The 12,725-nt window shown below is 58.3% G+C and carries 12 protein-coding genes; 11 read left to right on the top strand and 1 reads right to left on the bottom strand.

Features of this window, described 5'->3' with window-relative positions:
* The first annotated feature begins 11 nt into the window (after positions 1–11).
* From Z947_RS0117015 to Z947_RS0117025, 3 genes are read left to right on the top strand one after another with little or no spacing between them, the layout of a single operon-like run.
* The gene (locus Z947_RS0117015) at positions 12–905 is read left to right on the top strand and encodes a manganese/iron ABC transporter ATP-binding protein (RefSeq protein WP_025045483.1); all 894 of its coding nucleotides are present in this window, start codon (positions 12–14) and stop codon (positions 903–905) included.
* Positions 902–1,780 carry a metal ABC transporter permease gene (locus Z947_RS0117020; protein WP_025045484.1) on the top strand — a complete coding sequence of 293 codons (879 nt, stop codon included), beginning with the start codon at positions 902–904 and terminating at the stop codon, positions 1,778–1,780. The genes Z947_RS0117015 and Z947_RS0117020 overlap by 4 nt, the downstream gene beginning before the upstream one ends.
* Positions 1,780–2,634: a metal ABC transporter permease gene (locus Z947_RS0117025; RefSeq protein ID WP_025045485.1), complete on the top strand. Its 855-nt coding sequence runs from the start codon at positions 1,780–1,782 to the stop codon at positions 2,632–2,634. The genes Z947_RS0117020 and Z947_RS0117025 overlap by 1 nt, the downstream gene beginning before the upstream one ends.
* A gap of 41 nt (positions 2,635–2,675) precedes the next feature.
* Here Z947_RS0117025 and Z947_RS0117030 read toward each other — a convergent pair whose 3' ends face one another.
* Positions 2,676–3,548, bottom strand: a complete 873-nt coding sequence (locus Z947_RS0117030) for a MurR/RpiR family transcriptional regulator (protein WP_025045486.1) — start codon at positions 3,546–3,548, stop codon at positions 2,676–2,678.
* 112 nt (positions 3,549–3,660) lie between these two features.
* Here Z947_RS0117030 and Z947_RS0117035 point away from each other — a divergent pair, with 112 nt between their 5' ends.
* From Z947_RS0117035 to doeA, 8 genes are all read left to right on the top strand, one after another.
* A complete protein-coding gene (locus tag Z947_RS0117035) occupies positions 3,661–4,434 on the top strand; it encodes an N-formylglutamate amidohydrolase (protein WP_025045487.1) in 774 nt (257 codons plus the stop codon).
* Entirely contained in the window at positions 4,422–4,991 is a 570-nt protein-coding gene (locus Z947_RS0117040) for a TRAP transporter small permease subunit (protein ID WP_025045488.1), read from the top strand. The genes Z947_RS0117035 and Z947_RS0117040 overlap by 13 nt, the downstream gene beginning before the upstream one ends.
* Positions 4,991–6,316 (top strand): TRAP transporter large permease, encoded by a 1,326-nt coding sequence (locus tag Z947_RS0117045; RefSeq protein WP_025045489.1) that lies wholly within the window; start codon positions 4,991–4,993, stop codon positions 6,314–6,316. Before Z947_RS0117040 ends, Z947_RS0117045 begins: the two co-directional genes overlap by 1 nt.
* Positions 6,317–6,367: 51 nt before the next feature.
* A complete protein-coding gene (locus Z947_RS0117050; protein WP_025045490.1) occupies positions 6,368–7,402 on the top strand; it encodes a TRAP transporter substrate-binding protein in 1,035 nt (344 codons plus the stop codon).
* A gap of 57 nt (positions 7,403–7,459) precedes the next feature.
* Positions 7,460–8,824, top strand: coding sequence for a glutamine synthetase family protein (locus Z947_RS0117055; protein ID WP_025045491.1), 1,365 nt, complete (start codon positions 7,460–7,462; stop codon positions 8,822–8,824).
* Between the two features lie 3 nt (positions 8,825–8,827).
* Positions 8,828–10,198: an aldehyde dehydrogenase family protein gene (locus Z947_RS0117060; RefSeq protein WP_025045492.1), complete on the top strand. Its 1,371-nt coding sequence runs from the start codon at positions 8,828–8,830 to the stop codon at positions 10,196–10,198.
* 4 nt (positions 10,199–10,202) lie between these two features.
* Positions 10,203–11,348, top strand: coding sequence for an iron-containing alcohol dehydrogenase (locus Z947_RS0117065; RefSeq protein ID WP_025045493.1), 1,146 nt, complete (start codon positions 10,203–10,205; stop codon positions 11,346–11,348).
* Between the two features lie 186 nt (positions 11,349–11,534).
* A complete protein-coding gene (doeA, locus tag Z947_RS0117070; RefSeq protein WP_025045494.1) occupies positions 11,535–12,722 on the top strand; it encodes an ectoine hydrolase DoeA in 1,188 nt (395 codons plus the stop codon).
* Positions 12,723–12,725: the final 3 nt, after the last annotated feature.

The raw sequence follows: 12,725 nt of genomic DNA on the forward strand, positions 1-12,725 counted from the left end.
AAGGACACCCCATGTTGCAAAAGACCGACACCGCATCCGAGCAGCGCGCGCAGACAGGCGCAGGGCTGAGCGCGCGCGACATTACGGTGACCTATCGCAACGGCCACACGGCCCTTTGGGACGCAAGTTTCGACATTCCGCGCGGCACGGTCACGGCATTGGTCGGCATCAACGGTGCCGGTAAATCTACCCTTTTCAAAGCGATCATGGGATTCGTGCCCACAGCCAAGGGCGAAATCAGCATTCTTGGCATGGATGTGAAAACCGCGCTTGCCCGCAATCTGGTGGCTTATGTCCCGCAGGCAGAAGAGGTGGATTGGGATTTTCCGGTGCTGGTCGAGGATGTGGTGATGATGGGCCGCTATGGTCATATGGGTTTTTTCCGCCGCGCCAAACAGGCGGATCATGATGCTGTGGATCAGGCCCTTGCGCGCGTGAACATGCAAGAGTTCCGCCACCGCCAGATTGGCGAATTGTCGGGGGGCCAGCGCAAACGCGTCTTCCTTGCCCGCGCCCTGGCGCAGGACGGGCAAGTCATCCTGCTGGACGAACCCTTCACCGGCGTGGACGTCAAAACCGAAGAGCAAATTGTCGCCCTTCTGCGAGAATTGCGCGATGAAGGAAGGGTGATGCTAGTCTCGACGCACAACCTTGGATCGGTGCCCGAGTTCTGTGACCGCACCATTCTGGTCAAAGGCACCGTGCTGGCCCATGGGCTGACCGAAACCACATTCACCCGCAGCAATCTTGAACAAACCTTTGGCGGTGTGTTGCGCCAGATCACCCTTGGGGGTGACACGCTGCATGACGATGAAGATGCACGTGCCGTGACCATCTTTACCGATGATGAACGCCCCTTTGTGCAATACGATGACAAGACCCATCGTTCGGATCAGGGGTCATGATAGACAGTCTTCTGCAACCCTTCGGCTATAGCTATATGGTTAACGCGATGTGGGTTTCCGCGCTGGTCGGCGGGGTCTGCGCCTTTCTGTCGGCTTATCTGATGCTCAAAGGCTGGTCGCTGATCGGCGATGCCCTGTCCCATTCGGTGGTACCGGGTGTTGCGGGGGCCTATTTGCTGGGCCTGCCCTTTGCGCTTGGTGCCTTTATCGCAGGCGGTCTTGCCGCAGGCGCGATGTTGTTTTTGTCCGAACGTTCTGGCCTTAAGGTCGATGTGATCATCGGGCTGATTTTCACGTCCTTCTTCGGGCTGGGCCTGTTTATCGTTTCAGTGAACCCGATGGCCGTGTCGATCCAGACCATCACCATGGGCAATATCCTAGCCATCACCCCCGAAGACACGCTGCAACTGGCGATCATCGGTTTTGTGTCGCTGGCCATCCTACTGGCCAAATGGAAAGACCTGATGGTCACGTTTTTTGACGAAACCCACGCCCGCACCATCGGACTACACACCGGTCTGTTGAAGGCGGTGTTCTTTGTCCTGCTATCGGCTTGCGTGGTTGCGGCGATGCAAACAGTCGGCGCGTTTCTGGTGATCGCCCTGGTGGTCACACCCGGAGCCACCGCATATCTGTTGTGCGACAGATTTCCACGGTTGATCGCCCTATCGGTAAGCATTGGCGTGCTGACCAGCTTTTTCGGGGCTTACATCAGCTATTTCCTCGACGGAGCGACGGGCGGCATCATTGTCTGCCTTCAAACCCTGATCTTTCTGGTGGCCTTTGTTTTCGCCCCCAAGCACGGTCTGCTCGCGGCCAAACGCAAAGCGGCACGAGCCCTTCGCAACAGGCCGTCACAGCAGGAGGCGATATAATGGATATCGAAACGCTGTCCCTGCCCTTCCGTTTCGGTTTTATGCAGAATGCCTTTCTCATCTCGATGATCGTATCGGTGCCCACGGCCTTGCTGTCGTGCTTTCTGGTGGTCAAGGGCTGGGCTTTGATGGGGGACGCGGTCAGCCATGCGGTGCTGCCCGGTATCGTGCTGGCCTATATCCTTGGCATTCCGCTGATCATCGGCGCTTTTGCTGCGGGGATGACCTGCGCTGTGGCCACCGGCTATCTGGCCAGCAACAGCCGTGTGAAACTGGACACCGTGATGGGCGTGGTGTTTTCGGGGATGTTTGGGCTTGGCATCGTTATGTATGTCTCGATCGAGACAAACGCCCATTTGGATCACATTCTGTTTGGCAATATGTTGGGTGTCGAAACGGGCGAGCTGTGGACCGCTGCGATCATATCGTTGGTGGTCGGGTTGATGCTGACGCTCAAGTGGCGCGACTGGTTGTTGCACAGCTTTGACCCCGCACAGGCACAAGCATCGGGGTTGCGCGTGAACTGGCTGCACTATGGGATGTTGGCGGCCCTCTCCCTGACCATTGTGGCGACCCTTTCGGCGGTCGGTCTGATACTTGCGATCGGCCTGTTGATCGGCCCCGGGGCGATTGCATTTCTGCTCGTGAGCACCTTTGGCCGGATGCTGTGGGTTTCTGTTCTGGTCTGCATGATCTCAATGCTTTTGGGCAGCTATCTTAGCTTTTATCTGGACAGCGCCCCCGCCCCGACGATCATTCTGATCCTGACGGTTATGTTCATCATAGCGTTTGTCCGCCGCCAGATCATGACCCGCCGTATGTCGGCCCGTCGGGTCCAAGACACTGTAGCTTGAACCGTAGACAAGTCGCGCCGGACATGTATGTCCAAACAGCCTTAGGTAAACTTGCGAAACAGCCGTGTCTGGTCGAACATATCTTCCAGCTCTTCCATCCGCTCTTTGGTCCGTTCCCAATGCAGGTTCTGCACCGAGGCTATCATGGTTTCGACCAACAGCATTGTTGTGGCCGCAGAGTCCCACGCGGATGGCACCACGATCCGGTTCGAGAAACTGTGTTCGGCCAACTGATGCACAGGGCTGCGCCATTGGTCGGTGAACAGGATGATCTTGGCGCCGCGCGCATGGGCCATTTCCGCCAGTTTAAGAGTGTTGTTCTCGTAGCGGCGCACGTCGAAAATGATAAACACGTCCCCTTCACCCGCGTTCAGCAAATAATGCGGCCATGAATTTGACGTTGATTGCACGTGGGTCAGGTTGGGGCGGATCACCTGCATATGCAGGAAAAGGTACTCCGCCAAAGTGTGGGTAATCCGCCCCCCCACGATATACAGATGCCGCTGCGCATCGCCGGCCAGCACACATGCAGCATCAAAAGAGGCCGGATCAATCTGACCCAATGTGTGGCGAATGTTGTCGATCACTGCTTCGGTAAAACGATTCAGCATATGCCCGACCGGGGCGGCTTCGGCCCAGGTGTCGTGTTTGGCAATGGGGCTTTTGGCCTTGGCACGCAGTTCTTCTCGCAGCTCGGCCTGAAACTCGGGATAGCCCTTGTAGCCCAGTTTTTGCACCATCCGCGCAACAGTTGGCACCGATACATCCGCGTCTTTCGCCAGCGCCGACAAGGTCCCCAAACCAGAGGCCGGATAGTTTTCCAGTATCGACAGCGCAAGCTGTCGTTCTGCACGTGTCAAATCATCCAGCTTGTGCTGAATCCGGTCCGAAATCGTCAGTATATTCTCCGACATCTGGTCCCCTTTTGCGTTTTTATTTATCACCACGTGAGGAGATGTGATAAATCTTTCACAATTGTGTTGACAGAATCCTCCGTTGGCAAGAGTTTTGTGCGCAGGGGGCCGTATGAACCAAACGCAACAAAACGTATCCGACAGTGTCGTCGAAGTGGTGAACCCCGATGGGTCGTCTCCCGTTGTGCTGGTCTGTGAACATGCCAGCCCCGCCATCCCCGCCCCCTTCAACAACCTTGGCCTGACGGGCGACGCGTTAAGCAGCCACGCAGCCTGGGATCCCGGCGCTATGGCCGTGGCGCGGATCATCGCGCAGGAACTGGATGCGGTGCTGGTTGCCTCTCGGGTGTCGCGGCTGGTCTATGATTGCAACCGCCCGCCTGAAGCCGCCGGTGCAATGCCTGCCAAAAGCGAAGTCTTCGACATTCCCGGCAACGCCGATCTGACGCCCGCCGAGCGCGCCGCCCGCACCGCCGTCTATTACACGCCGTTTCGCGATACCTTGGCCGGTGTCATTGCCGCCGCGCCAAGCCCTGTCATTGTCACCATCCACAGCTTCACGCCGATATATCACGGTGCCCAGCGCGCCGTTGAAATCGGCATTCTGCATGACAGCGACACACGGCTGGCCGATGCCATGTTGGATACCGCAGCGGCCCATAGCCCGCATCTGACGCAGCGCAACGCCCCCTATGGACCGCAAGACGGCGTGACACACACCCTGCTGGAACACGGCATTTCCGGCGGGCATCCGAACGTGATGATCGAAATCCGCAATGATCTGATCCAGACCCCTGACACCCAACGCAGCATCGCCCTTCAACTGGCCGGCTGGCTGACCGATGCCTGTGCCACTGTAACCGGAGAAAACGCATGCAAGGCGTGATGCGCGGCTATATCCGCGCGGTAGACAGCGTGAACCACCGCATTGGCCGCATCGCCATGTACGGCATCTTTGTCTTGATGGGCATTCTACTGTGGTCCTCGATCAGCAAAACCTTTTTCCTGCCAAGCCTCTGGACGTTGGAAATGGCGCAATTCGTGATGGTCGGCTATTACATACTTGGCGGCCCCTATTCGATTCAACTAGGGTCGAACGTGCGCATGGATCTGCTTTATGGCGAATGGTCTATCCGACGCAAAGCATGGTTTGACCTGCTGACGGTGTGCTTCCTGATCTTCTATCTTTGTGTGCTGCTTTACGGCGCGGTCAGTTCGACCGCCTATTCGCTCGGCTATTGGAAAACCGAACCGTTTTCCTACCTCTTCGGCATCGTGACCGGCAGCGAGGAAGTCGGGCGGCTTGAACGGTCTTCTTCGGCGTGGCGCCCCTATATGTGGCCGATCAAAGTTGTGATGATCGTGGGTTTCCTGCTGATGCTGCTGCAATGCGTATCGGAACTTTGCAAGGACGTCTTGCGACTGAAAGGCGAGGAAATCTGATGCCATACGAGATGATCGCCACATTGATGTTTTCCACGATGATGCTGATGCTGTTGACCGGCCAGCGGGTTTTCGGGGCCATCGGATTTATCGCAGTCGTTGCCGCCTTGCTGCTGTGGGGCGACAAGGGCGGGTTCGACATCGGCTTTTCCGCTGCGATGAAGCTGATGAAATGGTATCCGCTGCTCACCCTGCCGATGTTCATTTTCATGGGCTATGTGCTCTCGGAATCCAAAATCGCGGATGACCTATACAAGATGTTCCACGTCTGGATGGGGGGCCTGCGCGGCGGGCTTGCCATCGGGACCATTGGACTGATGGTTCTGATCTCTGCCATGAACGGTCTGTCCGTGGCCGGTATGGCGATTGGCGCAACGATTGCCCTGCCCGAGCTGCTGAAACGCGGCTATGACAAACGCATGGTGACGGGTGTCATTCAGGCGGGATCGTCACTTGGCATCCTCGTGCCACCTTCCGTGGTGCTGGTGCTTTATGCGATGATCGCGCGCCAGCCTGTCGGGCAGCTTTGGCTGGCGGGGATCATTCCGGGGCTGATGATGGCGACAATGTTCATCGTCTATATTGTGATCCGCTGCCGGATCAATCCCGCCCTTGGCCCCGCCCTACCGTTCGAGGAACGCGACATTCCGCGCGCTGAAAAGATGCGCCTGTTGCAGGCGGGCCTGCTGCCGCTGGGCATCTTTGCAGTGATGATGGTGCCCTTTGTGAACGGCTGGACCTCACTGGTTGAAAGCTCTGCCATCGGGGCCATTGCCGCCTTCCTTGCTGCGGTCCTCAAGGGGCGCATGACCCGTGAAGTGTTCGAGAATTCGGTGCGCAACACGCTGGGCATCACCTGCATGTTCATGTGGATCATCCTTGCCGCCCTCGCCTTTGGCGCGGTGTTCGACGGGCTGGGTGCGGTAAAAGCGATTGAATCCCTGTTCACAGAGCAGCTGAACCTGTCACCCTGGATGATCCTGATCCTGATGCAGCTGAGCTTTATCATCATGGGCACCTTCCTTGATGACACGGCGATGCTGGTCATTGTGGCCCCGCTGTATGTGCCGCTGGTCGGCGCGCTGGGGTTCGATCTGATCTGGTATGGTATCCTCTATACGATCACCACGCAGATTGCTTACATGACGCCGCCCTTCGGCTATAACCTGTTCCTGATGCGGGCGATGGCCCCGCCGGAAATCAACCTGCGCGACATCTACGGATCGGTCACCCCCTTCGTGCTGGTGATGATCCTCGCACTTAGCCTCGTGATGATCTTTCCCGGGCTGGCCCTGTGGCTGCCGGAATATGTTTACGGAAACTAACCCCAAGAAAGCCGGACCAACCGGCGCAATTCAATAACAAGGAGACACGACATGACCACCAGACGTAAGTTTATCCAAGGGGCCGCCGTTGCCGCCCCCGCCGCCGCATTGGCCGCACCGGCTGTTGCGCAAAGCACCATCAAATGGCGCATGCAGACCTATGCGGGTGCGTCTTTGGCCGCAGAAGTCATCGAACCCGCGATCAAGATGTTCAACCAGATCGCTGGCGACCGGATGCAGATCGAACTGTTCTATGCCGACCAGTTGGTCCCGACGGGCGAATTGTTCCAAGCCATGCAGCGCGGCACCATCGACGCGGTGCAGTCGGATGATGACTCCATGGCATCCCCGACCGAAGTTACCGTTTTTGGCGGCTACTTCCCCTTCGGCTCGCGCTATTCTCTCGACGTGCCTGTGTTGTTCAACCAGTACGGTCTGAACGAAATCTGGGACGAAGAGTACTCCAAGGTCGGCGTCAAACACATCTCTGCCGGTGCATGGGATCCCTGCCATTTTGCCACCAAAGACCCGATCAACTCCCTGGCGGATCTGAAGGGCAAGCGCATCTTTACCTTCCCGACAGCGGGCCGTTTCCTGACCCAGTTCGGCGTGGTTCCGGTGAACCTGCCGTGGGAAGATATCGAAGTTGCCATGCAGACAGGCGAACTCGACGGGATCGCGTGGTCAGGCATCACCGAAGATTACACCGTGGGCTGGGCTGATGTGACCAACTACTTCCTGACAAACAACATTTCCGGCGCTTGGGCGGGCTCGTTCTTTGCCAATATGGAGCGCTGGAACGAATTGCCGGAAGACCTGCAAACGCTGTTCCGCGTCTGTTGTGATCAATCACACTACTACCGTCAGTGGTGGTACTGGGGTGGTGAGGCAAAGCTGCGCACACAGGGTGACAAGCTGAAGCTGACGACGATTCCGGATGAAGAATGGGCAACCGTCGAAGCGGCCGCACAGGACTTCTGGGAAGAAATCGCTTCTGAATCCGATGTGAAACGTCGCGTGGTTGATATCTTCAAGAAATACAACGAAGACATGGTCAAAGCGGGCCGCCCTTACCGCTACGGCTAACCCCCAAACGGGGGCGGCACCGTTCGCCCCCGCCTTTCCTTAAAGTGAGTATTCCCCATGACCGGCAAACTGTCTTTTGACGATCTGAAATCACGCGTCGCCGACGGGTCCATCGACACCGTGCTGGCCTGTTTCGTGGACATGCAGGGCCGCCTGACCGGCAAACGGTTTCATGCTGTCAACTTTGTCGAAACCTCGTTCAAGGAAACCCACTGCTGCAACTACCTGCTCGCCACCGACCTCGAGATGGCAACGCCCGACGGCTATGCCTCGACCTCGTGGGAAAGCGGGTATGGCGATTACATCATGGCCCCCGACCTGAGCACGATCCGGCTGACGCCATGGCTTGAGGGCACTGCGATGGTGCTGTGCGATGTTTTGGATCACCACACCCATGCCCCTGTGCCGCATGACCCGCGCGCCATGTTGAAAAAACAGATTGCCCGTTTGAAGGATCTCGGTCTTGAGGCAATGATGGCGACGGAGCTGGAGTTTTTCCTGTTCGAAAAGAGCTTTGAAGAGATCCGCAAAGGCAACTTTCAGGACCTGACCCCGATCAGCGGGTATAACGAAGATTACCATATTCTGCAGACCACCAAGGAAGAACACGTGATGCGCCCGATCCGCAATCACCTGTTCGCCGCCGGTCTGCCCATCGAGAACACAAAAGGCGAAGCAGAGGCGGGTCAGGAAGAACTGAACATCCGCTACGCCGCAGCGCTTGATTGTGCCGACCACCACTCGATCGCCAAACACGCCATCAAGGAAATCGCATGGCAACAGGGCCACGCTGCGTCCTTCCTGCCAAAGTGGCACAAGGACCGTGTGGGCAGCTCAAGCCACGTGCACCAGTCGCTGTGGAAAGACGGCCAGCCGATGTTTTTCGACAAGACAGCCGATCTGGGCAAATCCGAACTGATGGATCACTATATGGCGGGTCTGATCGCCTATGCGCCTGAATACACGTTCTTTTTGGCCCCCTATGTGAACAGCTACAAGCGCTTTGCCAAAGGCACCTTCGCGCCGACCAAAACCGTCTGGTCCGTTGACAACCGCACCGCCGGTTTCCGTCTGTGCGGAGCCGATACCAAGGGTGTGCGCGTTGAATGTCGCATTGGTGGATCGGACTTGAACCCCTATCTGGCCCAAGCCGTGATGCTGGCCGCCGGTATCAAGGGCATCGAGGAAAAAATGGAACTGGCCGCCCCCACCACCGGCGACGTCTATGCCGATGCCAAGGCCGCCGATATTCCGCAAACCCTGCGCGCGGCTACCGAAACCCTGCGCAATTCCGCGTTCCTGCGCGACGCCTTTGGCGATGATGTCGTGACCCATTACGTGCGCAATGCCGAATGGGAACAAGAAGAATTTGACCGCACCGTGACCGATTGGGAAATCGCGCGCGGCTTTGAAAGGGCCTAATCCATGATCACCTGTACTTCCCCTATCGACGGTTCGGTGTATGCCACCCGCGAGACCCTTAGCATGTCGGACGCGAAAGCGGCGGTTGCATCCGCCAAATCGGCGCAGGCCGCTTGGGCCGCCCTGCCGCTAAAGGACCGCATCGCGCGCGTCATGGACGGTGTTGCGAAGGTCGGCGAGATGAACGATGAAATCGTGCCCGAGATCGCGCACCAGATGGGCCGCCCCATACGCTATGGCGGCGAATTTGGCGGGTTCAACGAACGCGCCAGCTATATGGCCGACATCGCGCAAGATGCCTTGGCCGATATCGAGATCGAGGACAGCGCCGCCTTTCGCCGTGTTATCAAACGCGTGCCGCATGGTGTCGTCCTGGTGATCGCGCCGTGGAACTACCCGTATATGACAGCCATCAACACCGTTGCCCCTGCGCTAATCGCGGGCAATGCGGTGATGTTGAAACACGCCTCGCAAACGCCACTGGTGGGTGAACGCATGGCACAGGCGTTCCATGCTGCGGGCGTGCCAGCGGATGTGTTCCAAAACGTCTTTCTCGATCACCAGACCACGTCTGATCTGATCGCCGCGAAATCCTTTGGCTTTGTGAATTTCACCGGCTCTGTGGGCGGCGGCAAATCCATCGAACAGGCGGCTGCGGGCACCTTCACGGGCATCGGGCTTGAGCTCGGCGGCAAAGACCCCGGGTATGTTTGTGATGATGCGGACATCGACGCGGCGGTGGATACGCTGATTGATGGCGCGATGTTCAACGCAGGGCAATGCTGCTGCGGGATCGAACGGATTTATGTTGCGGAACAACACTTTGACACCTTCGTGGAAAAGGCCGTGGCGATTGTAAACGGCTATAAACTGGGCAATCCATTGGATCCTGAAACCACGCTTGGCCCGATGGCGCAGGCGCGTTTCGCGGACGAGGTGCGCGCCCAGACCGCCGAAGCGGTCGCAGCAGGGGCAACCGCGCATGTTGATCCGGCCGATTTCCCACAGGACGGTGGCGCCTATCTCATGCCGCAAATTCTGACAGGTGTAACCCATGACATGCGCGTTATGCGCGAAGAAAGCTTTGGCCCCGTTGTCGGGATCATGCCGGTCAAAGACGACGCCGAGGCGATCAAGCTGATGAACGACAGCGACTTTGGCCTCACCGCATCCGTCTGGACCGGCGACACCGCCCGCGCAGAGGCCATCGCGGATCAGATCGAAACCGGCACAGTGTTCCAGAACCGCGCCGATTACCTTGATCCCGGCCTGTGCTGGACAGGGTGCAAGGACACCGGACGCGGTGGCGGCCTGTCCGTCATCGGCTATCACAACCTGACACGCCCGAAATCATACCACCTCAAGAAGGCCTGATCCCATGAGCATCACTGCAAACTGGTCCTACCCCACCGCCATCCGTTTCGGCGCTGGTCGTATCTCTGAAATCGCCGATGCTTGTGCTGCTGCCGGCATCAAGAAACCGCTGTTGATCACCGACCGCGGCCTCGCCTCGATGGCGATCACCACACGCACGCTGGATTTGCTTGAGGCGGCGGGCCTTGGCCGCGCCATCTTTGCCGATGTGGACCCGAACCCGAACGAGAAAAACGCCGAAGCAGGGGTGAAAGCCTATAACGAGGGCGGGCATGACGGCGTGATCGCCTTTGGCGGTGGGTCCGGTCTTGATCTGGGCAAACTGGTCGCATTCCTTGCCGGCCAGACGCGCCCTTTGTGGGATTTCGAGGATATCGGCGACTGGTGGACCCGCGCGGATGCTGATGCGATCGCACCGATTGTGGCCGTGCCAACCACCGCCGGCACCGGATCCGAAGTGGGCCGCGCCAGCGTCATCACCAATTCGGAAACCGAAGAGAAAAAGATCATTTTCCACCCGAAATTCCTGCCCACCGTCGTGATCTGCGATCCCGAATTGACGGTCGGCATGCCACCCTTCATCACCGCAGGTACCGGGCTGGACGCATTTGCGCATTGCGTCGAAGCTTTCAGCTCTCCCCACTACCACCCGATGTCACAGGGTATGGCGCTGGAGGGGATGCGTCTGGTCAAGGACTACCTGCCGCGCGCTTATGCGGATGGTAGCGATATCGAGGCGCGCGCGCATATGATGTCCGCCGCCGCCATGGGGGCCACGGCATTTCAGAAAGGGCTGGGCGCAATCCACGCCTTGTCCCACCCGATTGGCGCGATCTATCACACGCACCATGGATCGACCAATGCGGTCTGCATGCCTGCTGTGTTGCAATTCAACAGACCCGCGATCCTCGAACGGATGGATCAGGCGGCGAACTATCTGGGCATCATGGGCGGGTTTGACGGGTTCTGCGATTATGTCGACAACCTCAATGACTCGCTTGGCATCCCGAAAACGCTGGCGGGCCTCGGGGTCGAGAACCCCGATGTGGACCGCATTGTCACCGGCGCGTTGAAAGATCCAAGCACCGGCGGCAACCCCGTGGAAATGACGCGTGAGAATACCACGAAACTCTTGCTGGCGTGTCTCTGACCTTGCTTTGAACGAATGCTATCGGCCGCAACAGGCCGGTAGCGCCACCGCAGACCAGCGCGCCGTGTCGCTCGTGGCAAAGTTTCATGTCGCTAAATCCCTAGATCGCGCGGGGGAATAGGCCTGAGATAACCCATGCGGGTGCCGATCCAGCCCCGCCCCCTCCGGTCAATCGGGAGCCGCCCAATGCCAACGCCCACACTCCACTTTTCGCGCGCTGAATTTGACGCCCGCATCGCCAAGACACGGCAACAGATGCAACAGCGCGGCATCGACCTGTTGATCGTATCCGACCCGTCAAACATGAACTGGCTGACGGGGTATGACGGTTGGTCGTTTTATGTGCATCAATGTGTGATCCTACCGTTGGAGGGCGAACCCATTTGGTTCGGACGCGGGCAGGATGCCAACGGTGCCTTGCGCACTTGTTTCATGCAGCCCGAAAATATCATCGGCTATCCCGACCATTACGTCCAATCGACCGAGCGGCATCCCATGGATTACCTGTCCGCGCAGCTTTCGGACCGGAGGTTGGACAAGGGCGTCATCGGGGTGGAGATGGACAATTACTGGTTCTCTGCTGCCGCTTACGGGGCGCTGCAAACCCACTTGCCGAACGCAACATTTCAAGACGCCACCGCTTTGGTCAACTGGCAACGCGCGGTCAAATCAGATGCAGAACTGACCCTGATGCGCCAAGCGGGCAAGATTGTCGGACGCATGCATGAGCGCATCGTCGAAAAGGTCGAAGTGGGCATGCGCAAATGCGATCTGGTGGCAGACATCTATGACGCGGCGCTGCGCTATGACCCCGCCATCGGCGCAGGCGGGGATTACCCGGCGCTCGTGCCATTGCTGCCGTCGGGGGCTGACGCCTCTGCCCCGCATCTGACGTGGGACGACCAGCCGATGAAATCCGGCGAGGGTACGTTTTTCGAAATCGCAGGCGTGGTGAAGCGCTATCATTGCCCTCTGTCGCGCACCGTGTTTCTGGGCAAGCCGACCCAGACGTTTATCGACGCTGAAAAAGCCGTACTTGAAGGTATGGACGCGGGTCTCGAGAAGGCCCGTGCCGGCAATACCTGCGAAGATGTGGCGCTGGCGTTTTTCAAGGTGCTGAAGAAATACGGCATCACCAAAGACAACCGCACCGGTTATCCCATCGGCGTCAGCTATCCGCCAGACTGGGGCGAGCGCACGATGTCACTGCGCCCCGGTGACAAAACGGTGCTGCAAGAGAACATGACCTTCCATTTCATGACCGGCCTCTGGATGGAGGATTGGGGATTCGAGATCACCGAAAGCATCCGCATCGGAACGGACGGGCCGGAATGTCTGGCAGATGTGCCGCGCAAGATGGTGGTGAAGGATTAAGCG

The sequence above is a fragment of the Sulfitobacter geojensis genome, assembly GCF_000622325.1.
In the GTDB taxonomy this organism is placed as follows: domain Bacteria; phylum Pseudomonadota; class Alphaproteobacteria; order Rhodobacterales; family Rhodobacteraceae; genus Sulfitobacter; species Sulfitobacter geojensis.